The 21,707-nt window shown below is 57.4% G+C and carries 18 protein-coding genes; 8 read left to right on the forward strand and 10 right to left on the reverse strand.

The features are described 5' to 3' along the window. Positions 1 to 15 precede the first annotated feature (15 nt). Together ACTJJA_RS07165 and ACTJJA_RS07170 are read left to right on the forward strand one after the other, a co-directional pair. Complete coding sequence (locus tag ACTJJA_RS07165) at positions 16 to 498, forward strand: L-2-amino-thiazoline-4-carboxylic acid hydrolase (protein ID WP_046889613.1); 483 nt, start codon at positions 16 to 18, stop codon at positions 496 to 498. Next, complete coding sequence (locus tag ACTJJA_RS07170) at positions 495 to 1,721, forward strand: Zn-dependent hydrolase (protein WP_440667082.1); 1,227 nt, start codon at positions 495 to 497, stop codon at positions 1,719 to 1,721. The genes ACTJJA_RS07165 and ACTJJA_RS07170 overlap by 4 nt, the downstream gene beginning before the upstream one ends. A 64-nt stretch (positions 1,722 to 1,785) precedes the next feature. On the opposite strand, the gene ACTJJA_RS07175 is transcribed toward ACTJJA_RS07170, so the two are convergent. Continuing rightward, a complete protein-coding gene (locus ACTJJA_RS07175) occupies positions 1,786 to 3,273 on the reverse strand; it encodes an MFS transporter (RefSeq protein WP_010431424.1) in 1,488 nt (495 codons plus the stop codon). Between the two features lie 117 nt (positions 3,274 to 3,390). On the opposite strand from ACTJJA_RS07175, the gene ACTJJA_RS07180 reads away from it, so the two are divergent. The 6 genes from ACTJJA_RS07180 (at position 3,391) to narI (ending at position 12,245) form a co-directional block, all read left to right on the forward strand. Further along, positions 3,391 to 3,966: a TetR family transcriptional regulator gene (locus ACTJJA_RS07180; protein ID WP_089600051.1), complete on the forward strand. Its 576-nt coding sequence runs from the start codon at positions 3,391 to 3,393 to the stop codon at positions 3,964 to 3,966. Between the two features lie 209 nt (positions 3,967 to 4,175). After that, on the forward strand, positions 4,176 to 5,564 hold the full coding sequence (locus tag ACTJJA_RS07185) for a NarK family nitrate/nitrite MFS transporter (RefSeq protein ID WP_440667085.1): 1,389 nt from the start codon (positions 4,176 to 4,178) through the stop codon (positions 5,562 to 5,564). 27 nt (positions 5,565 to 5,591) lie between these two features. Then, positions 5,592 to 9,332, forward strand: a complete 3,741-nt coding sequence (locus ACTJJA_RS07190) for a nitrate reductase subunit alpha (RefSeq protein ID WP_440667087.1) — start codon at positions 5,592 to 5,594, stop codon at positions 9,330 to 9,332. Continuing rightward, positions 9,329 to 10,873: a nitrate reductase subunit beta gene (narH, locus tag ACTJJA_RS07195; protein ID WP_440667089.1), complete on the forward strand. Its 1,545-nt coding sequence runs from the start codon at positions 9,329 to 9,331 to the stop codon at positions 10,871 to 10,873. The genes ACTJJA_RS07190 and narH overlap by 4 nt, the downstream gene beginning before the upstream one ends. After that, on the forward strand, positions 10,873 to 11,568 hold the full coding sequence (narW, locus tag ACTJJA_RS07200; RefSeq protein ID WP_440667091.1) for a nitrate reductase molybdenum cofactor assembly chaperone: 696 nt from the start codon (positions 10,873 to 10,875) through the stop codon (positions 11,566 to 11,568). Before narH ends, narW begins: the two co-directional genes overlap by 1 nt. Continuing rightward, positions 11,565 to 12,245: a respiratory nitrate reductase subunit gamma gene (gene narI / locus ACTJJA_RS07205; RefSeq protein ID WP_047348394.1), complete on the forward strand. Its 681-nt coding sequence runs from the start codon at positions 11,565 to 11,567 to the stop codon at positions 12,243 to 12,245. Before narW ends, narI begins: the two co-directional genes overlap by 4 nt. An 85-nt stretch (positions 12,246 to 12,330) precedes the next feature. On the opposite strand, the gene ACTJJA_RS07210 is transcribed toward narI, so the two are convergent. The 9 genes from ACTJJA_RS07210 to citD form a co-directional block, all read right to left on the reverse strand. Next, positions 12,331 to 12,780 carry a hypothetical protein gene (locus ACTJJA_RS07210; RefSeq protein WP_440667093.1) on the reverse strand — a complete coding sequence of 150 codons (450 nt, stop codon included), beginning with the start codon at positions 12,778 to 12,780 and terminating at the stop codon, positions 12,331 to 12,333. Between the two features lie 70 nt (positions 12,781 to 12,850). Then, on the reverse strand, positions 12,851 to 14,290 hold the full coding sequence (locus ACTJJA_RS07215; RefSeq protein ID WP_440667095.1) for an anion permease: 1,440 nt from the start codon (positions 14,288 to 14,290) through the stop codon (positions 12,851 to 12,853). A 96-nt stretch (positions 14,291 to 14,386) separates the two neighbouring features. Beyond that, positions 14,387 to 16,981, reverse strand: coding sequence for a bifunctional aconitate hydratase 2/2-methylisocitrate dehydratase (gene acnB / locus ACTJJA_RS07220; protein WP_440667097.1), 2,595 nt, complete (start codon positions 16,979 to 16,981; stop codon positions 14,387 to 14,389). 17 nt (positions 16,982 to 16,998) lie between these two features. Beyond that, positions 16,999 to 17,547 carry an RBBP9/YdeN family alpha/beta hydrolase gene (locus ACTJJA_RS07225; RefSeq protein ID WP_348578575.1) on the reverse strand — a complete coding sequence of 183 codons (549 nt, stop codon included), beginning with the start codon at positions 17,545 to 17,547 and terminating at the stop codon, positions 16,999 to 17,001. A gap of 27 nt (positions 17,548 to 17,574) precedes the next feature. Further along, entirely contained in the window at positions 17,575 to 18,450 is an 876-nt protein-coding gene (citG, locus tag ACTJJA_RS07230; RefSeq protein WP_440667099.1) for a triphosphoribosyl-dephospho-CoA synthase CitG, read from the reverse strand. Further along, complete coding sequence (citX, locus tag ACTJJA_RS07235) at positions 18,425 to 18,964, reverse strand: citrate lyase holo-[acyl-carrier protein] synthase (RefSeq protein ID WP_440667101.1); 540 nt, start codon at positions 18,962 to 18,964, stop codon at positions 18,425 to 18,427. Before citX ends, citG begins: the two co-directional genes overlap by 26 nt. Before the next feature lie 5 nt (positions 18,965 to 18,969). Next, positions 18,970 to 20,490 carry a citrate lyase subunit alpha gene (gene citF / locus ACTJJA_RS07240; RefSeq protein WP_440667103.1) on the reverse strand — a complete coding sequence of 507 codons (1,521 nt, stop codon included), beginning with the start codon at positions 20,488 to 20,490 and terminating at the stop codon, positions 18,970 to 18,972. A 30-nt stretch (positions 20,491 to 20,520) separates the two neighbouring features. After that, the gene (gene citE, locus ACTJJA_RS07245) at positions 20,521 to 21,396 is read right to left on the reverse strand and encodes a citrate (pro-3S)-lyase subunit beta (RefSeq protein ID WP_440667105.1); all 876 of its coding nucleotides are present in this window, start codon (positions 21,394 to 21,396) and stop codon (positions 20,521 to 20,523) included. Further along, positions 21,396 to 21,686, reverse strand: a complete 291-nt coding sequence (gene citD, locus ACTJJA_RS07250) for a citrate lyase acyl carrier protein (RefSeq protein WP_023335831.1) — start codon at positions 21,684 to 21,686, stop codon at positions 21,396 to 21,398. Before citD ends, citE begins: the two co-directional genes overlap by 1 nt. Between the last annotated feature and the right edge of the window lie 21 nt (positions 21,687 to 21,707).

Raw genomic sequence — 21,707 nt, forward strand, 5'->3', positions numbered from 1 at the left:
CAGTGAGGCAATGTGATGAGTGATAATAATGAGCTGGGCATTCTCGCCCGCCGCAAAATTGAAGCAGAAATTATTAAGCCAATCTATGAAATCCTGGTGCGGGAGATAGGAAAAACCCGCGCGCAGGCGGTCATAGGCGAGGCCATTGAGCAGGCCGCGATTGACGCAGGCAAAGCGTTTGCCAGCAAAGAGCCCGACGGTGCGGACGTAAAGAGCTTTATCGCCCTGCAGTACCTGTGGGAGAAAGATAATGCCCTTGAAGTTAAGGTGATCGACGCCGACGACCAGCAGTACAACTACAACGTGACCCGCTGCCGTTACGCCGAGATGTACCACGAGATGGGGCTGGGTGAAATCGGTCACCTGCTTTCCTGCGCGCGCGATGAGAAATTTATTGTGGGCTACGCGCCGGACGTGGAGCTAACGCGCACCACCACCATCATGCAGGGCGGCTCGTGCTGTGACTTCCGCTACCGCAGTAAAAAGGACACGGCATGATTCGGGTCAACGCTGAGCGTCTGTGGACAACGCTGGAGATGATGGCGCAGATCGGCGGCACTCCCGCCGGTGGCGTTACCCGTCTGGCCCTGAGCGAGGAGGATCGCATCGCGCGTAACCTGCTGCGCGACTGGGCGCTGGAGGCGGGCCTCACCTGCGACGTCGACAGCATGGGCAATATGTTTATTCGCCGCGCGGGTACAAACCCGGCGCTTGCGCCGGTGATGACCGGCTCGCATGTCGATTCGCAACCTCTCGGCGGCAACTACGATGGTATCTACGGCGTGCTGGCCGGGCTTGAGCTGCTGCGGACGCTGAACGATAACAACGTACAGACTGAGCGCGACATTGTGCTGGTGAACTGGACCAACGAGGAAGGTGCGCGCTTTGCCCCGGCGATGCTCGCATCAGGCGTTTGGGCAGGTCAGCTTTCCGAAGATTTTGCCTACGCCCGGATGGACAGCAAGCGAGTAACGGTACGCGAGGCGCTTGAGGCGATCGGTTATCGCGGCGAAATCCCGGCCCGCGCTTTTCCGGTTCACGCCTGCTATGAACTGCACATTGAGCAGGGACCGATTCTGGAAGATGAATCCATCGATATCGGTCTGGTGCGTGCGGCCATGGGCCAGCGCTGGTTTACCCTCGCGCTGGAGGGTTTCGCCGCGCATGCGGGCACCACGCCCATGCACAGCCGACGCGATGCGTTAACCGCGTTTGCCGAGCTGGCGCTGAAGGTGGAAGAGATTGGTTATCGGCATGCGCCGGACGGTCGCGCAACGATCGGCATGGCGGAGATCACGCCGAACTCGCGAAACGTGGTGCCGTCTCGCGTCGTGTGTAGCGTGGAGTTCCGCCATCCGGAGCAGGATGCGCTGGAAGCGATGGAGGTGGCGCTGCATCAGGCAGCGGAAAGCCTGGCCGCCCGTGGCGTGACGGCTAACGTCGAGCGCATTTTTGACTACGCGCCGATTGCGTTTAACGCGGCGTGTCTGGCCCGCACGGAACACGCCGTGGCGGCGCTGGGCTACTCGTCTAAACCGATGGTTTCGGGTGCCGGGCATGACACCTGTTATGTCAGCAAAATCGCCCCGGCCAGCATGATCTTTATCCCCTGCGAGAAAGGGATCAGCCATAACGAAGCGGAAAGGATCCTGCCGGAGTGGTCAGAGAAAGGGGCCAACGTGCTGTTGCACAGCGTGTTGGCCGCCGCGCAGGAAATCTAAGCCATTACCGCGGCCTGATGCCCTCACCCTCTCCCTTTGGGAGAGGGGACAAACCGGGCGGGTTTTACGGCTTAGGCACCTTCGCCAGGCTAAACCAAATCCCTGTCGCCAGCATCAGCAGCATCGCTCCCGCGCTACCCAACGCCACGCTATGCGAGGTGATAAACGCCGTTTTCGCCGCCTCAATCACCGACTCCGCCAGTGACGGCGCCAGATCCTGCGCCACCTTCACCGCTTCACCAATTGAGGACGAGGCTTTATCTGCAAGCGACGGGTTCAGCCCCTGCGGCAGCTCAATCGACGCCGAGAAGCTGCGGGTTAACAGTAGGCCGAAAATCGCGATCCCCAACCCCGCGCCCAGCTCGTAGGACATGGTTTCAATCGCCCCTGCAGCAGCCGCTTTCTCTTTTGGCGCAGCGGCCATAATCGCAGAGGTCGAGGCCAGCAGCGCGCTGGCCGCGCTAAAGCCGAGCAGAACCATCAGGGCAGACGCCAGCAGCTGCTGAGTGCTGAAATCCAGCATCGACAGGCCGATAAAACTGACCGCGCTCAGCCCCATCCCCCCTGCCGCCACAAGACGCAGACCGAGACGCCCCACCAGAACACCTGCTATCGGGCCGCTAAACCCGCTGGCCACCATCAGCGGCAGCATAAACATGCCCGCCTCAAACGGCGTGAAGCCATGAACAAACTGCAGCTCCTGCGCCATCAGCAGTTCAAATCCCACCAGCGCGATCATCGCCGTCATCGCCATCACCACGCCGCTTAAAATGATGCGGTGGCAAAACAGGCGCATGTCGATCATCGGCACGCGGGCGCGCAGCTGAATGCGCACGAAAATAAACAGCATCACCGCGCCAGTCAGCAGCGTACAGGCCACCAGCCACGGCGACAGCACACCTTTCAACGCGGTTTTAGCGCTGTAGACCAGCAGTAAAATCGCCACGATCAGCATGATCGCATGGCTAATGTTCAACGGCTGCTCAGGCCGCCCCTGCTGCCGGGGAACAAAACGCGCCGCAAGCGTGACAACAATAAGCACGATTGGCACGTTGATCAAAAACACTGAACCCCAGTAGAAGTGTTCCAGCAACATACCGCCAATCAGCGGGCCAAACGCCGCGCCGCCGGAACCCACTGCAGCCCAGACCCCGAGCGCAATATTACGATCCTTCGCGTCGACAAACAGCGTGCGGATCCCAGCAAGCGTGGCCGGAATTATCATCGCTGCGCCTATTGCCAGCGACGCGCGCGCCGCAATCAGCCAGCCCGCAGAAGGCGCAAACGCCGCCGCCAGCGACGACAGGCCAAACAGCGTGCTGCCAATCATGAGCAATCGTTTAAAACCAATGCGGTCACCCAGCGCCCCCATCGGCAGTACCATTCCCGCCATCACCAGCGAGTAAATGTCGATGATCCACAGCAATTCATTGCCGCTGGCGCCCAGCGTCATGCTCAATGTCGGCGCCGCCACGTGCAGCACCGTCGCGTCGATCGCCACCGGGATATACACCAGCACGATAATCACTAACGCTAACCACTGACGAAACATAAATTTCCTTTTCTTTTAAAACATGGACACATGTCCAGGATGCGATCCTACGTAAAGTTGAACGCATGTCCAGCTTTTTGTTACACTCGTTTCGCCCCCATTGAGAGTGAGAAAAACATGCGTTATCTGAGCAAGGACGAGCGGCGTGAAGCCATCCTGCAGGCCGCCATGCGCGTGGCCCTCGCCGAAGGACTGGCGGCCATGACGGTGCGCCGTATTGCCGCTGAAGCCAGCGTGGCGACAGGACAGGTTCACCACCACTTTACCTCCGGTGGAGAGCTAAAGTCGCTGGCCTTTGTTCGCCTGATCCGCGAGCTGCTGGATGCCGACGCGTTGGACGAAAACGCCAGCTGGCGCGAGCGGCTGCATGCCATGCTCGGCAGCGATGACGGCAGGTTTGAACCCTACATTCGTCTGTGGCGTGAAGCCCAAATTCTGGCCATTCGGGATGCCGAAATAAAAGGCGCTTACGTACTGACAATGGAGATGTGGCACCAGGAGACCGTTGCCATTATTCGTGCCGGGGCGGACGCCAGCGAATTTACGCTGACTGACCGTGCAGAAAATATTGCCTGGCGTTTGATAGGGCTGGTGTGCGGGCTGGACGGCATTTACATATTAAATATGCCGGAGATGGATGACGCGGCCTTTAATAAGCATCTTGATAAACTCATTACGCTGGAATTGTTTTAATACCCCTTCCAGAGTATTAATTTTCGTGCATTTTACAATTAGTAACACATTAAGCGACCCCTTAATCCCATTCTAATCTCAGGGGTTCGCTTTTTTATCTATCCTTTCAGATGTATCCCAAAACATCCAATAAACCCTAGTCCCCACTCTCATTTATCTTTTTGTTTTCACTTCGTTTTTATCTCCATTATGGCAAGCAAGAGGGCGATATGTCACCACAAAGTGAAAAGAGTAACCCGCATCTTTTAAGTAACTGGAAACCTGAAAACGCGCAATTTTGGGAGAATAAAGGCAAACATATCGCGCGAAGAAATCTGTGGATCTCGGTGGCATGTTTACTGCTGGCCTTTTGCGTATGGATGCTGTTTAGCGCAATCGCGGTCAATCTCAATAAAGTCGGATTTAATTTCACCACCGATCAACTTTTTATGCTAACGGCATTACCTTCTCTCTCCGGTGCGATATTGCGCGTCCCCTATTCGTTTATGGTACCCATATTTGGCGGACGATACTGGACGGTATTGAGTACCGTCATCCTGATTATTCCCTGCGTCTGGCTGGGAATTGCCATTCAGAGCACCGCGACGCCTTACTGGGTCTTTATCGTGATTGCCCTGCTCTGCGGCTTTGCAGGTGCCAACTTTGCCTCCAGCATGGGCAACATCAGCTTCTTCTTCCCCAAGGCAAAACAGGGCAGCGCGCTCGGCATTAACGGCGGGCTCGGCAACCTGGGCGTCAGCGTGATGCAGCTGGTCGCACCCTTGGTGATATTTCTGCCGATGTTCACTTTCCTCGGCGTGCACGGCGTGCCGCAGGAAGATGGCTCGACGATATGGCTGGCCAATGCAGCATGGATCTGGGCGCCGCTGCTGCTTCTGGCAACCCTTGCGGCATTTTTTGGCATGAACGATATTGCCAGCTCTAAGGCTTCTATTGCCAGCCAGCTCCCGGTGCTGAAGCGCTTTCACCTCTGGCTGCTGAGCCTGCTCTATCTGGCGACCTTCGGCTCGTTTATCGGCTTCTCGGCGGGCTTTGCCATGCTGTCAAAAACTCAGTTTCCGGACGTCAACATCCTGCACCTCGCCTTCTTTGGCCCACTTATCGGTGCGCTGGCCCGTTCAGCGGGCGGGATGATCTCTGACAAACTGGGCGGCGTGCGGGTCACGCTGATTAACTTCGTCTTTATGGCCGTCTTTAGCGCCCTGATCTTCCTGACACTGCCCGGCTCTGGCTCCGGTAGCTTTGTCGCGTTCTATCTGGTCTTTATGGGACTGTTCCTCACCGCCGGGCTGGGCAGCGGATCCACCTTCCAGATGATCGCGATTATTTTCCGTCAAATCACTCTCGACCGCGTCAAAAAGCAGGGCGGCACGGACGAGCAGGCGCAGCACGAAGCGGTGACGGAGACCGCCGCCGCGCTGGGCTTTATCTCCGCTATCGGCGCCGTTGGCGGATTCTTCATTCCCAAAGCCTTTGGCACCTCGCTGGCGATGACCGGATCGCCGGTCGGCGCCATGAAGGTGTTCCTCGTGTTTTACATCGTCTGCGTACTTGTTACCTGGCTGGTGTATGGCCGCAAATCCGCAAAAAAAGAATAACTACACGTCCGAAGCAGGAGAAATGTCATGAGCAAACTGTTGGATCGCTTTCGTTATTTCAAAACAAAGGGGGACAGCTTCGCCAACGGGCACGGGCAGGTATACCACACCAACCGCGACTGGGAGGACAGCTACCGTCAGCGCTGGCAGTTCGACAAGATTGTGCGCTCCACCCACGGCGTGAACTGTACCGGCTCCTGCAGCTGGAAGATTTACGTCAAAAACGGCCTGGTGACCTGGGAAACCCAACAGACCGACTATCCCCGCACCCGCCCTGACCTGCCCAACCATGAACCGCGCGGCTGCCCGCGCGGGGCGAGCTACTCCTGGTATCTCTACAGCGCAAACCGTCTCAAATACCCGCTGGTGCGCCGCACGTTAATTGAACTCTGGCGCGAGGCGCTGGCGCAGCATACCGATCCGGTGCTGGCCTGGGACGCCATCCAGAGCGATCCGCAAAAGGCGCAGAGCTACCGACAGGCGCGCGGACACGGCGGATTTATCCGTTCGAACTGGAAAGAGCTAAACCAGCTGATCGCCGCCGCCAACGTCTGGACAATCAAAAATTATGGCCCGGACCGCGTGGCGGGTTTCTCCCCTATTCCGGCGATGTCGATGGTCTCCTACGCCGCCGGCACGCGCTATCTTTCCCTGCTGGGCGGCACCTGCCTGAGCTTCTATGACTGGTACTGCGACCTGCCTCCGGCTTCGCCGATGACCTGGGGCGAGCAGACCGACGTGCCGGAGTCCGCCGACTGGTACAACTCCAGCTATATCATTGCCTGGGGCTCGAACGTGCCGCAGACCCGTACCCCGGACGCCCACTTCTTCACCGAAGTGCGCTACAAAGGCACCAAAACCGTCGCCATCACACCGGACTTCTCGGAGGTGGCGAAGCTGAGCGACCAGTGGCTGGCCCCCAAACAGGGCACCGACAGCGCCCTCGCTATGGCGATGGGCCACGTGATCCTCAAAGAGTTCCACCTCGATAACCCCAGCGACTACTTCCTCAACTACTGTCGCCGCTATACCGACATGCCGATGCTGGTGATGCTGGACGAGCAGGAGGACGGTCGCGTGGTGCCGGGACGAATGCTGCGCGCCTCGGACCTTGTCGACGGGCTGGGTGAAGCCAATAACCCTGAATGGAAGACCGTCGCCTTTGATATTGCCGGGAACCTGGTGGTGCCCAACGGGTCGATTGGTTTCCGCTGGGGAGAAAAAGGCAAATGGAATCTGGAGCCGCAGGCTGCGGGCCACGAAACCGAACTGACGCTTTCTTTGCTCGTTACCCACGACAGCGTTGCCGACGTCGCCTTCCCCTACTTTGGCGGCAACGAAAATCCGCATTTCCGCAGCGTGAAGCAGGAGCCGGTGCTGACGCGCCGCGTGCCGAGCAAAACCCTGACGCTCGCCGACGGCAGCGAGAAACGGGTGGTCAGCGTTTACGATCTGGTGCTGGCGAACTACGGTCTCGATCGCGGTCTGGAAGACAACAACGCAGCAGCACACTACGGTGAAATCAAAGCCTACACCCCGGCCTGGGGCGAACAGATTACCGGCGTACCCGCTTATCTGATAGAAAAAATCGCCCGCGAGTTTGCCGATACGGCGCACAAAACGCACGGTCGCTCAATGATCATTCTGGGTGCCGGGGTGAACCACTGGTACCACATGGACATGAACTACCGTGGGATGATCAACATGCTGGTCTTCTGCGGCTGCGTCGGGCAGAGCGGCGGCGGCTGGTCACACTATGTCGGCCAGGAGAAGCTGCGCCCACAAACCGGCTGGCTGCCGCTGGCCTTCGCGCTGGACTGGAACCGTCCGCCGCGCCAGATGAATAGCACGTCATTCTTTTACAACCACGCCAGCCAGTGGCGCTACGAGAAGCTGACCGCGCAGGAGCTGCTCTCCCCGCTGGCGGACGCCTCGAAATTCACTGGCCACCTGATTGATTTCAACGTCCGCGCCGAACGCATGGGCTGGCTGCCGTCGGCCCCGCAGCTCAACCTTAACCCGCTGCACATTAAAGCCCGAGCGGAGGCGGCGGGCATGACGCCGCAGGAGTACACCGTACAGGGGCTCAAATCCGGTGACGTGCGTTTCGCCTGCGAGCAGCCCGACAACGGTAAGAACCATCCCCGCAACCTGTTCGTCTGGCGCTCTAACCTGCTCGGCTCGTCCGGGAAAGGCCACGAGTACATGCTGAAATACCTGCTCGGCACCGAGAGCGGCATTCAGGGCGAGGATCTCGGCTCTACCGATGACGTGAAGCCTGAAGAGGTGGAGTGGCAGACCGCCGCCATCGAGGGCAAGCTCGACCTGCTGGTGACGCTCGACTTCCGCATGTCCAGCACCTGCCTGTTCTCGGATATCGTCCTGCCGACCGCCACCTGGTATGAAAAAGACGATATGAATACCTCGGACATGCATCCGTTTATTCATCCGCTCTCCGCCGCCGTCGACCCGGCGTGGGAGTCCCGCAGCGACTGGGAGATCTACAAAGGCATCGCCAAAGTCTTCTCCGAGGTCTGCATCGGGCATCTGGGCACCGAAACCGACGTGGTGCTGCAGCCGCTGCAGCACGACTCTCCGGCGGAGCTCTCCCAGCCGTTTGATATTCAGGACTGGCGCAAAGGCGAATGCGACCTGATCCCCGGCAAAACCGCGCCGAACATTGCGGTCGTCGAGCGTAACTACCCGGAAACTTACGAACGCTTCACCTCTCTCGGTCCGCTAATGGATAAGCTCGGCAACGGCGGAAAAGGCATATCGTGGAACACGCAGAACGAGGTCGATTTCCTCGGCAAGCTGAACTACGTCAAGCTCGAGGGCCCGGCTAAAGGCCGCCCGCGCATTGAAACCGCTATTGACGCCTCAGAGGTGATCCTCGCTCTGGCACCGGAAACCAACGGTCAGGTGGCGGTGAAAGCCTGGGAAGCGCTTGGCGAACTGACCGGGCGCGATCACACCCATCTGGCGCTGAACAAAGAAGACGAGAAGATCCGCTTCCGCGATATCCAGGCGCAGCCGCGCAAAATCATCTCCAGCCCGACCTGGTCCGGACTTGAGAGCGAGCATGTCTCCTACAACGCGGGCTATACCAACGTCCACGAGCTGATCCCGTGGCGTACCCTTTCCGGTCGTCAGCAGCTTTATCAGGACCACGCGTGGATGCGCGCCTTCGGAGAGAGTCTGGTGGCCTACCGTCCGCCGATTGATACCCGAAGCGTTACCCATATGCGCGAGATCCCGCCAAACGGCTTCCCCGAAAAAGCGCTGAACTTCCTGACGCCGCACCAGAAATGGGGCATCCACTCCACCTACAGCGAAAACCTGCTGATGCAAACCCTGTCGCGCGGCGGGCCGATTGTCTGGATCAGCGAAACCGACGCCCGCGAGCTGGGCATTGAAGACAACGACTGGATTGAAGCCTTCAACGCCAACGGCGCCCTCACCGCCCGCGCGGTGGTCAGCCAGCGCGTGCCGCCGGGCATGACCATGATGTACCACGCCCAGGAGCGCATCCTGAACATTCCGGGTTCAGAGGTGACCGGACGGCGCGGCGGGATCCACAACTCGGTAACCCGCGTCTGCCCTAAACCGACGCACATGATCGGCGGTTACGCGCAGCTGGCGTACAGCTTCAACTATTACGGCACCGTCGGCTCCAACCGCGACGAGTTCATCATGATCCGCAAAATGAAAAACATTAACTGGCTGGATGGCGAAGGTCGGGATCAGGTACAGGAGGCGAAAAAATGAAAATACGCTCACAGGTTGGCATGGTTCTGAACCTCGATAAATGCATTGGCTGCCACACCTGCTCGGTCACCTGTAAGAACGTCTGGACCGGGCGTGAAGGCATGGAATATGCGTGGTTTAACAACGTCGAAACCAAACCGGGGATCGGCTACCCGAAAAACTGGGAAGATCAGGAGGAGTGGCAAGGCGGCTGGATCCGCGGCATTCACGGCAAGCTAACGCCGCGCCTCGGCGGCAAAATGGGCGTGCTGTCGAAAATTTTCGCTAACCCCATCCTGCCGCAGATTGACGATTATTACGAGCCCTTCACCTTTGACTATCAGGATCTCCACCGCGCCCCGGAGGGCGATCATCTCCCTACCGCCCGTCCGCGCTCGCTGATTGACGGCAAGCGGATGGACAAAATCGTCTGGGGACCCAACTGGGAAGAGCTGCTGGGCGGCGAGTTCGAAAAACGCGCCCGCGACCGCAACTTCCAGAAGATCCAGAAAGAGATGTACGGCCAGTTTGAAAACACCTTCATGATGTACCTGCCGCGCCTGTGCGAGCATTGTCTGAACCCGAGCTGCGTCGCCACCTGCCCGAGCGGCGCGATTTACAAGCGTGAAGAGGACGGCATCGTGCTGATCGACCAGGACAAATGCCGCGGCTGGCGTCTGTGCATCAGCGGCTGTCCGTACAAGAAAATCTACTTCAACTGGAAAAGCGGCAAATCAGAAAAATGCATCTTTTGCTATCCGCGCATTGAATCCGGCCAGCCGACCGTCTGCTCGGAAACCTGCGTCGGGCGCATCCGCTACCTCGGCGTGCTGCTGTATGACGCGGACCGCATTGAAGAGGCGGCCAGCACCGAGCATGAAACCGATCTGTACGAGCGCCAGTGCGACGTGTTCCTGAATCCAAACGATCCGGCGGTGATTGAAGAAGCGCTGAAACAGGGTATTCCGCAGAACGTGATCGACGCCGCCCAGCGCTCGCCGGTCTATAAAATGGCGATGGACTGGAAGCTGGCCCTGCCGCTACATCCGGAGTACCGCACCCTGCCGATGGTCTGGTACGTGCCGCCGCTGTCACCGATTCAGTCCTACGCCGATGCGGGCGGCCTGCCGCAGAGCGACGGCGTACTGCCTGCCGTAGAGAGCCTGCGCATTCCGGTACAGTATCTGGCAAACATGCTCAGCGCGGGCGATACCGGCCCGGTGCTGCGCGCCCTGAAGCGCATGATGGCGATGCGCCACTACAAACGTTCCCAGACCGTGGAAGGCGTGACCGATACCCGCGCCATTGAAGAGGTCGGCCTGACCGAAGCACAGGTTGAAGAGATGTACCGCTATCTGGCGATCGCCAACTACGAAGATCGCTTCGTGATCCCGACCAGCCACCGTGAAATGGCGCGCGACGCGTTCCCGGAGAAAAACGGCTGCGGCTTCACCTTTGGCGACGGCTGCCACGGCTCCGACACCAAATTCAACCTCTTCAACAGCAGCCGCATTGACGCGATTAACATCACCGAGGTGCGAGAACACGGGGAGGGAGAATAATGCAAATCCTCAAAATCATCGCGCTGCTGATCGAATATCCCGATGAGACCCTGTGGGATAGCCGTGAAGAAGCGCTTTCGTTGATTGAGCAGGACGCGCCCACGCTGCTGCCGTTTACCCGGCAGCATCTGAACGCCCCGCTGCTGGATAAACAGGCCGAGTGGTGCGAGGTTTTTGAGCGCGGTCGCGCAACGTCGCTGCTGCTGTTCGAGCACGTTCACGCTGAGTCCCGCGATCGCGGTCAGGCGATGGTCGACTTGATGAGCCAGTACGAGAAAGCCGGGCTACAGCTGGACTGCCGCGAGCTGCCGGACTATCTGCCGCTCTACCTGGAATACCTCAGCATCGTCACCGACGATGAAGCGCGCGAAGGATTACAAAACGTCGCGCCGATCCTGGCGCTGATTGGGGGACGTCTGAAGCAGCGCGGCGTGGCGCATTACCAGCTGTTTGATACCCTGCTGGCGCTGGCGGGTACGCGGCTTTCCAGCGACAGCGTGGCGAAACAGGTGTCCAGTGAAAAACGGGATGATTCCCGCCAGGCGCTGGACGCCGTATGGGAAGAGGAACAGGTCAAGTTTATCGAAGACAACGCCACATCGTGCGACAGCTCGCCGATGCAGCAATATCAACGACGCTTTAGCCAGGACGTCGCGCCGCAGTACGTGGACGTCAGCGCCGGAGGCCCAAAATGACACATTACCTGAACGTGTTTTTCTATGACATTTACCCCTACATCTGCGCCACCGTCTTTTTCCTCGGCAGCTGGTTGCGCTACGACTACGGGCAGTACACCTGGCGCGCCTCGTCGAGCCAGATGCTCAGCAAACGCGGCATGAACTGGGGCTCGAACCTCTTTCATATCGGGATCCTGGGGATTTTCTTCGGACACCTGTTCGGCATGTTAACCCCGCACTGGATGTACGCCTGGTTTTTACCCGTCGCGGTTAAACAGCAGCTGGCCATGATGGCGGGTGGGGTTTGTGGCGTATTGACGCTGATTGGCGGTTCTATGCTGCTTTACCGCCGCCTGTTCAATCAGCGCGTGCGCGCCACGTCCACCACGCCGGATATCATCATCATGAGCATTTTGCTGATCCAGTGCATTTTGGGGCTGACCACCATCCCCTTCTCCGCACAGTATCCTGACGGGAGTGAAATGATGAAGCTGGTCGGCTGGGCGCAGGGGATCGTGACGTTTAAGGGAGGCTCATCAGAAATGCTGAGCGGCGTGGCGCCGATTTTCCGCATCCATCTGGTGCTGGGGATGACGATCTTCCTGATCTTCCCGTTCACCCGTCTGGTGCACGTATGGAGCGCGCCGTTTGAGTATTTTACCCGTCGGTATCAGGTGGTGAGATCGCGTCGTTGATTTTGTCGGGTGGCGGCTACGCCTTACCCGACCTACGTTCAAACTCATGCAGGCCCGATAAGGCGTAGCCGCCACCGGGCTATAATCAACCTACAGAACTTCCGGTTACCAGAGAGAGAATAAATAACAGAAACAACACTGCGACGATCAGCCCGAACGCAAGCAGCACAGCATGAAAGGTCAGCGTTAGCCCTGAGAATAGAAGTGCCCCAGAGATACCCCAACGGCTCTCCTTGCACATTCCTCCGATGAACGAAAGTCCCAGTGCCACAACAGCGAGTATAATCCCGGCGTTAAGAATAATACTGTCGATATCAACCGTCGTTTTTTCGGTTCGGGCAGCAGGACGCTCTCCCTTTAACCCCGCAATTACCCCTTGTTTTACAGCTGAAACTTTCTCAGCAACAATAACCTCAAGCGCTGGCGGCTTTGGAGAAAACGGTCCGAATGAAAACTGAACGATTGAGAGAATGAGTGCAATTCCCCCCAAAAACATTCCCAATGAACTGAATTTATTTCGTAATACGATTTCCATATCAACATGCCTTCGAGTAATGCCGCCGCGTGAGCTGTAGGCCCGGTAAGGCGTAGCCGCCACCGGGCGATTAAGACTGAAGCATGCCGTTTTGCAGAAGAAAATTCCACCACGGAATGCCACAAACCATATGAATCAGAAACGTGCACAGCGCCACGAGCGTGCCAATGGTCCACCATGACCTGATGTCGTTATACCCGGCGGCGAAGATAATCGGCCCCGCTGCGCCGCCATAGTGAGTGATGCATCCCCCATAGGAGTTGGAAAACAGAATGGCGAGGGCAAGCAGAACGGGTGCCGTTCCGGTGACCAGCCCCACGGTTGCAAAGACCGGCACCATCGCCGCGACGTATGCTCCGCCGGAGGCAAAGAAATAGCGCACCAGCACGCTGAGAAACACGATAATAACGATGGTCATATTCCCCGCGCTGAGAAAATCGAGGTGCGCTGACAAGAAATCAGCCAGCCAGCGGAAAAATCCCTCCTTGCTCAGCGTGGCGCTCAGACCGATGATGCCCCCGTACCACATCAGGGTATTCCAGCCGCCTTTGTTTTTCTGTACGTCGCTCCAGCCGATAATATTAAACAGCAGCGCTGCCCCCATCGCGATAATGGCGACGGCGGATTCATTAAGCCCAAGGTGACGAGAGAAGATCCAGCCTAATAACGCGGCGATAAAAATGACCACCAGCCCCTTCTCTTTGATGCTCATTGCTCCAAGGCTTTGCAGGCCGTTGGTCGCAATTGCGACATTATCAATATGTTTAATTTCCGGGGAGGCAACTCGGTAGCAAATATAGGGAATAATACACAGCATCAATAGCCCCAACGGTGCTCCCGCCAGCATCCACCCAATCCAGCTAATATGAATATGGAAGATATCGGAAATTAGCTGTAGCGCTAACGCGTTTCCGGCAAAGCCCGTTAAAAACATATAGCTGGTCGTTTTAGTGACCATATAGACATTGACCATTAAATAACGCCCAGCCTTGCACGGTGTCTCTTTTGGCGTTGAGCCCAGTACCGTCGCGATGCTGTTGATAATAGGAAAAACCACACCACCTGCCCGCGCGGTATTTGATGGCGTGGCGGGTGCCAGCACCAAATCCAGCAAGGCGGTCACATACCCTAGCCTCAGCGTCGTGCTGCCAAACTTGAGGATAAACCAGTAGGCAAGCCGTTTCCCTAGTCCCGTAGTGACAAACGCCGCGCTCAGCGTAAAGGCGCTAAACACCAGCCATGTCGTGCCCGAGGCGTATCCGCTCAGGACATCCATTGATTTAACAGGAGAATCCGGGAATTTCGTTACGGTAAAACAGGTTAATGCCACCGCGACCAGCATGATGACGGGTTCGGGATACGGTTTAATGACCAGTCCAACGATAGCGGCCAGATATATGCCTGCCAGTATCCACGCCTCTTTGGTTAATCCATCAGGCGGAGGAATAAATATTGATAATAATATTATTACGGCAAGTAAGATTGTTTTTAAAACATTGGATTTAAGCATATCTCACCCATGAGAAAAGGGTCCCTGAATGGCAGGGACGACTCCAGAGAGACGCCTCTGCCGGCTAAATACATTTGCTAGATAAATAATAAGAAACTACAGGCTAACAATCTGGATATTATCACCTTCTGTGTTTTTATATTCTGCCAGGGTGTCAAAACTGAGATAGCGATAGATATTTTCCTGCGCGCCATGAAGTTTATCCGTATAGCTAAAATATTCTTCCACGGTTGGCATTTTACCCAGCATGGCCGCGACGGTGCTTAATTCAGCTGAGGCAAGGAACACTTTCGCATTCGTTCCCAGACGATGCGGGAAATTTCGGGTGGATGTTGATACCACGTTGCTCCCTTCACGCACCCTCGCCTGGTTCCCCATGCACAGGGAACAGCCCGCAGGCTCGATTCTCGCCCCCGCTTTAATAAACTGATTAAAATAGCCCTCGCGGGAGAGCTGTTGGGCATCCATTTTGGTGGGAGGCGCGATCCACAGCCGCGCCTGGCTTGCACTGGCATCGGCCAGGATTTCACCCGCAGCGCGGAAGTGACCAATGTTGGTCATACAGGAGCCAATAAAAACCTCCTCTATCGGCGTGCTGGCCACCTCAGAAAGTAAGCGTGCGTCATCCGGATCGTTTGGCGCGCAGACCACCGGTTCGGTGATTTCATTGAGATCGATCTCAATCACTGCCGCATATTCCGCGTCAGGATCGGCGCGGAGCAGCGACGGGTTAGCCAGCCACGCTTCGATTTCAGCAATGCGTCGTTCAAGCGTGGCGGCGTTCTGATACCCCTGCTTAACCATCCAGCGCAGAAGAGCCGCATTGGAGCGAAGATATTGCGCGACATTCTCCTCCGCCAGTCGCATCACGCACGCGGCAGCGGACCGTTCGGCGGAGGCATCAGCCAGTTCAAACGCCTGCTCTGCGCTTAACGTTTCCAGGCCTTCAATTTCGAGGATCCGGCCCGAGAAAACATTGCGTTTATTCTTTTTCTCGACCGTCAGCAGCCCCTGCTTTCTGGCGTAGAGCGGAATGGCATGCACCAGGTCGCGCAGGGTGATCCCTTTCTGCATCTCTCCCTTAAAGCGCACCAGCACCGATTCAGGCATATCCAGCGGCATGATGCCGGTTGCGGCGGCGAACGCCACCAGCCCGGAGCCGCCCGGGAAGGAGATCCCCAGCGGGAAGCGGGTATGGGAGTCGGCACCCGTGCCTACCGTATCCGGCAGCAGCATGCGGTTAAGCCACGAGTGGATGATACCGTCGCCCGGCTTAAGCGCCACCCCATTCCGGCGGGTGATAAACTGCGGCAGGGTTTCATGCAGCTGAACGTCGACGGGCTTAGGATACGCAGAGGTGTGGCAGAAAGACTGCATCACCAGGTCGGCTGAAAACGTCAGGCAGGCAAGGTCGGTCAGCTCGTCGCGCGTCATCCCGCCGGTGGTGTCCTGAGATCCCACGGTCGTGATTTTCGGCTCGCAATACTGCCCGGGGCGGATCCCCGCCACGCCGCAGGCTTTACCCACCATTTTCTGCGCCAGCGTAAAACCGGCTGCGGATGGCGCAGGGGCTGAGGGCTTGCGGAAGACTTCTGAAGGCGCAAGCATCAGCGATTCCCGCGCTTTTGCGGTCAGGCTGCGTCCGATAATCAGCGGGATCCGCCCGCCGGCGCGCACTTCGTCCAGTAGCACCTCGGTTTTAAGCGTAAAGCGCGTCACCAGAAGCTGGCTTTCCGTCTCACGAATTTCGCCTTTATAGGGATACAGATCGATCAGCATCCCGGTCGTCAGCGCGGAGACGTCCATCTCTACCGGCAGCGCGCCGGAATCTTCCAGCGTGTTGAAGAAAATGGGCGCGATTTTGCCGCCAAACACAAACCCGCCGTTACGTTTATTCGGCACGTACGGAATATCGTTCCCGATGTGCCATAAGATCGAGTTAGTGGCGGATTTGCGCGATGACCCGGTTCCGACGACATCGCCGACGTACGCCAGCGGCCAGCCTTCCTCTTTTAATTCTGCCAGCTGGCGCAAAGGACCGCGCACGCCGGGTTCATCCGGCTCGACCCCTTCCCTGACGTTACTGAGCATGGAGAGCGCGTGCAGCGGAACATCCGGACGTGACCACGCCTCCGGTGCCGGAGACAAATCGTCGGTATTGGTCTCACCGGGAACCTTAAACACCTTCAGGGTAATTTTTTCAGGCATGGCCGGACGGCGCGTGAACCACTCGGCATTAGCCCAGGACTGAAGCACCTCTTTTGCCCGGACGTTGCCGCTCTTCGCTTTGGCTTCCACCTGGCTGAATTTTTCAAAGATCAGGATGGTAGAAGAAAGCTGCCCGGCGGCCAGCGGTGCGAGGTTCGGATGGTCAAGAAGCTCAATCAGCGGCTGGACGTTATAGCCACCCTGCATGGACCCCAGCAGCGTTGTGGCCGCGTCGGGAGAAAGCCCGTTTACGCGATATTCCTGCAATGCCACCTTAAATAAAAAATCGGCTTTTAGCTTTGCTGCGGGATCAACGCCCGGTGGGACGCTGTGGGTTAATAAAGCCAATAATTGTGGATGCTGTGCGGACGCATCATTTATTAAACAATGTATAAGTGCTTCGGTTTGTTCCGCCGTTAACGGTTTCGGGGGAATACCCGACTTTACGCGCGCTTTCTGGTGCTGATGAAAATCATCTAACATAGGTTCTCCTGTTAAAGCTAAAGTTGTTCGCAAAATTCTGTTAATCGTTCGAGTCCGTACGGCCATTCGCCAAAACCGGACTCAGAATTAATATGTCCGGCCTCACCGATATCGATGAGATGGCCGCGCCAGCGCGTAGCCCAATAGTGAGCGCGCGCAAAAGGCATCAGAGGATCGTTTCGGCTGGCAAATATCATGCAGGGGACGGGTAATGGCGTTGGCTGAATGGCCTCTTCGAGGCCGAAAAACGCGGGCTCTGCCGGTGCGACCATCACCACCCCGGCTACGTTTACCCGCCGCGTTTGCAGCAGCCGACATGACGCCAGCGCGCCAAAGCTGTGGCCGACGAGGATGGCGGGCAGCGGGCACATTGCCAGCTCGCGGGTAATGGCGGAGACCCAGTTTTCGATATCGGGCTCTAACCAGTTTTTCTGCTGGATCCGTTTCCAGAAGGGAAAACGCCGCCCCCAACAGCTTTGCCAGTGATGTTCATCGCTGTCTCTGAGACCCGGGACCAGAACAAGGGTGTAAACCTTACTGAGCTGTTGCAGGCGTTGTTCAATCATGACGTTTTCCTGTTACGCTATTCGCGATTATTCGGGTGGAAACTGCGACAATAGCCAGCCAACGGAAATAAGATCGGCGCTACCGCCGGGGCTCAAATTGCGTTTGATAAATTCCGCGTCCATTTTGAGCAGCGCGTTTACTAACTTATCCGCCGTGAGACGTTTTATTTTTAATAACCGCCTCGCATAGCGTCTGGCGTAGATCAGACCTTCTATTCCCCCACGGGAAACCAGATTGGTATCTGGATTCGCGGCCATCAAACCCAGCAGCATCCTCAAGAGCGCCACGTCTTCGGGTTCGCCCTGACCTAACGCGGTGTGCAGGTGCGGGAGACCGGCCTGGCGGACGGTCATAAAACCGCTGGCCGCTTCCCCTCTCGCCCCGGTAAACCCGTATGTCTGGAACTGCTGCTCGCCCTTCGTTCTGGCGATGCCGGTCGTTTTCAGCTCCTGTTCAACGATGCCGGTACAAATAATGCGGGTCTCACGGCATAAACTACGCTGCGTGAGCATTTCATCCCTTTGCGTCAGACGTCCCGCCGCGGCGCACAGCAGCCCCAGCGAGAAGATCCCGCCTTTATGGGTATTCACCCCGCCGGTGGCATTAAACATCGCCTGCTCGCAGGCCAGGCCGGTCGGTCTTATGGCCCGCAGCGTTTGCGGGCCAGCAAGTCGGGCCGTCTCTCTGCCAACGTTAAAGAACGTTGAGAACCAGGGCGCAATCGCCGCGATGCTGGTCATGAACAGCGCAAAATCCATGTCGCTATGCGCCCCGCTGTTTACGCGATCCACCAGACCCGGCTTCGGGGTTAAGTGAATTTCCCGATACATGGCCTCGGCAGCCAGTTCAGCGACGGTGCGCTGAACGTCTGGCGCTTTACGCCTGGCAAGCGAAGTAGTCATCGGTTAACGCCTCGAGTATTCGCGCGAGTTCGGCCTGCGAATGACGCCGCGCGCGCGAGCAAACGTGGGCCGGTTCATGACAGATAAAGCATCTGCGCATCGGCTGCTGGATAGCGTTTCTTTTCAGCAGCCCTGTTTTCGGACACAGCACGTCGATGTCCCACAGGCGTCCCAGAGGATGGTTATCCTCCAGATGCGCCGTGACGTGTTTGATCATCCACGCGGGTGCCGACACCGACCAGAGCGCTTCGGGGCCGGTGACCGGCTGCAGGATCTGATGCCGGCAGACCGTCCACTGATGGGTGCGGAATACCTCGCCGAGCGCCTGATTCGCAGCGGCCATCACCCGCCTGGCCAGGTCGGTATCTTTCACCTCCCCCGGCCAGACCAGCGTGACGGATACAACCGTATGTTCCGACTGAAACAGCCACGCCTGCTGCCGACGGGCTCGCTGCTCTCTGGCGCTCAACACCTGTTCCAGAGAGACTTTCGCGTTCGAGGCTTTATCCGTCATGAGGATTACTCCTTCACCTGACGAACCACGTCAATCACGCTGCCGTCGCGGTAGCGCACCACGCCGACGATACGATCAGTGAACGCAACAGGCTTAGGTTCACCCGAGATGAGCAGCGCCTTTTGATACAACGCGTCGATGTCGACAACGGCCAGCCCGGCGTTAATCAGACGTTCGCGGATCTCCGGGCGCGCCGGGTTAACGGCAATACCGTGATCGGTAACCAAAACGTCAATACTTTCACCCGGCGTCACCAGGGTGGTGACCTGTCTGACGACGGTAGGAATGCGGCTGCGGATCAGCGGGGCAACCACGATGGTGAGATTTGCCGCCGCGGCGACGTCGCAGTGTCCGCCCGATGCGCCGCGCATCACGCCGTCGGATCCGGTCAGGACATTAACGTTAAACTGGGTATCCACCTCCAGCGCGCTGAGGATCACCACGTCCACCCTGTCGCAGCAGGCGGCTTTTGCGGCCGGGTTCGCATAGACGTTGGTGGAGATCTCCACATGGTCGGGATTGACCGCCATGGAGGCTGCTGCCGCGCCGTCAAAGCTTTGCGTATCGAGGATCTTTTCAATTAACCCTTTCTGATGCAGATCGACAATGCTGCCGGTGATCCCGCCGAGCGCGAAGCGGGCGACAATATTGTGCTTGCGCATACGGTTTTCCATAAACCGCGTGCAGGCGGTGGACGCCGCGCCTGAACCGGTCTGAATGGAAAAGCCGTTGCGGAAATAGCCGGAGTGTTCGATAACGTCAGCGGCAGAACGTGCAATCATCAACTCGCGCGGATTGCTGGTCACCCTGGCGGCGCCGACGCTGATTTTTGCCGGGTCGCCGACGCTCTCAATCTGCACCACATAGTCAACCTGATCCTGAATGATACTGGCTGGCAGGTTGGGGAAAGGCTTCAGGGTTTCGGTGAGCAAAACCACCTTTCTGGCATATTTCGCATCGACCATCGCATAGCCGAGAGAGCCGCACTGAGAGGTGCCCCCGTTGCCGCTGGCATTGCCGTATTCATCGCTGCACGAGACCGCCAGAAACGCGACATCAATGGCGATTTCGCCCTTCTGAATCAAATTCACCCGCCCGCCGTGGGAGTGGATCTGCACCGGCTCGTCCATCAGGCCGTGCGAAATCGCATCCGCCAGTTCGCCGCGCATCCCGGAGGTGTAGATTTTGCCGATCACACCATTGCGAATGTGCGCTATAAGTGGCGAATTGCACGACATCAGCGAGCTGGACGCGAGCGTGATCCCCTTCAGGCCGCGCTGAGCCAGCTTATCCATCACGTAATTGATGACCTTATCCCCTTCGCGAAAGGCGTGATGAAAAGAGACAGTCATGCCGTCATGCAGATCGCAGCGAGCCAGCACATCGTCCACGCTGGTAAACAGTTTGCGCTGAGACTTTTGCTGGCTGTCAGCAAGATAAGGCGTCGTCGCGTTAGCGCCGCTGAAGGCGACGTACTCACGGCGAGAGCCAGGAATGTGGTGCAGGGTTTCAGTTTGGTTTTTCATTTTTCATCCTGTCGCTTGCGGTAAAGGGGATTACTGACGAATGCCGGAGGCATTTTTGCGTTCGATCACGACGCGGGCATGGTTGATGATTGGCGCATCGATCATTTTGCCGTTTAGCGAAATCACCCCCAGTCCGTTGCGTTCACCCTCCTCTGCGGCGGCAAGCACGCGCTCTGCGTAATCCACCTCTTCCTGCGTTGGCGCGTAGGCGTTATGAAGAATTTCGATTTGTCGCGGATTAATCAGCGATTTACCGTTGAAGCCCATCCGGCGGATGAGATCCACTTCTTTCAGGAAACCGGCCTCGTCGTTCACGTCGGCGTACACCACGTCGAAGGCGTCAATACCGGCTCCGCGCGCGGCATGTAATACGGCGCACCGGGCATAGAACAGCTCCGTCCCGTCGCCCCGTTCGGTTTGCATATCCATCACGTAGTCAAAGGCGGCCAGCGCAATCCCCATCAGGCGGTCGGAGGATTTCGCAATAGCAACAGCATTAATTACGCCAACGGCAGATTCTATCGCCGCCATTAATTTCGTTGAGCCAACGGGACGCCCGCAGCTTTCTTCGATGCGGACGATTTCACGTTCGAGCTGATGAATATCTTCCGGGGAATCAGTTTTGGGTAAACGAATGACATCGACACCCGCCCTGACGGCGGCTTCAAGATCTTTTAATCCAAAAGGTGTGTTCAGCGGATTAATTCTGACAACGGTTTCAATATCGTTGTACATCGGATGTTGCAGGGCATGAAATACCAGAAGACGGGCGCTGTCTTTTTCTTTTAGCGCGACGGCATCTTCCAGATCAAACATGATGGAATCAGGTTTATAGATAAATGCCGTTGACAGCATGGCGGCACTTGATCCGGGAATAAATAACATACTGCGGCGTAACTTTTTCATTATAACGTTTCCCATGCAATGTCTTCCCGGGCCATTCCTCTGAGCAGAGCAGCCTGCACGCGGGCGCGGATCACGCAGTCCAGCGCGCCTTTATCATCAATAACGACAAGCCCCTGCTCGATGTTGAACGCGGCCAGGGTTTCATTGACAACCTCAGTAATTCGGTCGCCAAATTGCTTATACACTTCGCTCTGGATGACCACATCCAGCCCGCTCTCGACGGGGCTCACCTTCACCATCAGGTCGCTGGACTCCAGCGTTCCCGCCATGGCGGCTTGCACAATTTTCATATCATTTTTCCTGTAATATTG

Source organism: Enterobacter sp. 22452 (assembly GCF_052045065.1).
GTDB lineage: Bacteria > Pseudomonadota > Gammaproteobacteria > Enterobacterales > Enterobacteriaceae > Enterobacter > Enterobacter mori.

Excerpts from the sequence above, each read along its gene's own strand:
- ACTJJA_RS07165 (WP_046889613.1), top strand. The coding sequence starts at position 16 with ATGAGTGATAATAATGAGCTGGGCATTCTCGCCCGCCGCAAAATTGAA.
- ACTJJA_RS07170 (WP_440667082.1), top strand. The coding sequence starts at position 495 with ATGATTCGGGTCAACGCTGAGCGTCTGTGGACAACGCTGGAGATGATG.
- ACTJJA_RS07175 (WP_010431424.1), bottom strand. The coding sequence starts at position 3,273 with ATGTTTCGTCAGTGGTTAGCGTTAGTGATTATCGTGCTGGTGTATATC.
- ACTJJA_RS07180 (WP_089600051.1), top strand. The coding sequence starts at position 3,391 with ATGCGTTATCTGAGCAAGGACGAGCGGCGTGAAGCCATCCTGCAGGCC.
- ACTJJA_RS07185 (WP_440667085.1), top strand. The coding sequence starts at position 4,176 with ATGTCACCACAAAGTGAAAAGAGTAACCCGCATCTTTTAAGTAACTGG.
- ACTJJA_RS07190 (WP_440667087.1), top strand. The coding sequence starts at position 5,592 with ATGAGCAAACTGTTGGATCGCTTTCGTTATTTCAAAACAAAGGGGGAC.
- narH (WP_440667089.1), top strand. The coding sequence starts at position 9,329 with ATGAAAATACGCTCACAGGTTGGCATGGTTCTGAACCTCGATAAATGC.
- narW (WP_440667091.1), top strand. The coding sequence starts at position 10,873 with ATGCAAATCCTCAAAATCATCGCGCTGCTGATCGAATATCCCGATGAG.
- narI (WP_047348394.1), top strand. The coding sequence starts at position 11,565 with ATGACACATTACCTGAACGTGTTTTTCTATGACATTTACCCCTACATC.
- ACTJJA_RS07210 (WP_440667093.1), bottom strand. The coding sequence starts at position 12,780 with ATGGAAATCGTATTACGAAATAAATTCAGTTCATTGGGAATGTTTTTG.
- ACTJJA_RS07215 (WP_440667095.1), bottom strand. The coding sequence starts at position 14,290 with ATGCTTAAATCCAATGTTTTAAAAACAATCTTACTTGCCGTAATAATA.
- acnB (WP_440667097.1), bottom strand. The coding sequence starts at position 16,981 with ATGTTAGATGATTTTCATCAGCACCAGAAAGCGCGCGTAAAGTCGGGT.
- ACTJJA_RS07225 (WP_348578575.1), bottom strand. The coding sequence starts at position 17,547 with ATGATTGAACAACGCCTGCAACAGCTCAGTAAGGTTTACACCCTTGTT.
- citG (WP_440667099.1), bottom strand. The coding sequence starts at position 18,450 with ATGACTACTTCGCTTGCCAGGCGTAAAGCGCCAGACGTTCAGCGCACC.
- citX (WP_440667101.1), bottom strand. The coding sequence starts at position 18,964 with ATGACGGATAAAGCCTCGAACGCGAAAGTCTCTCTGGAACAGGTGTTG.
- citF (WP_440667103.1), bottom strand. The coding sequence starts at position 20,490 with ATGAAAAACCAAACTGAAACCCTGCACCACATTCCTGGCTCTCGCCGT.
- citE (WP_440667105.1), bottom strand. The coding sequence starts at position 21,396 with ATGAAAAAGTTACGCCGCAGTATGTTATTTATTCCCGGATCAAGTGCC.
- citD (WP_023335831.1), bottom strand. The coding sequence starts at position 21,686 with ATGAAAATTGTGCAAGCCGCCATGGCGGGAACGCTGGAGTCCAGCGAC.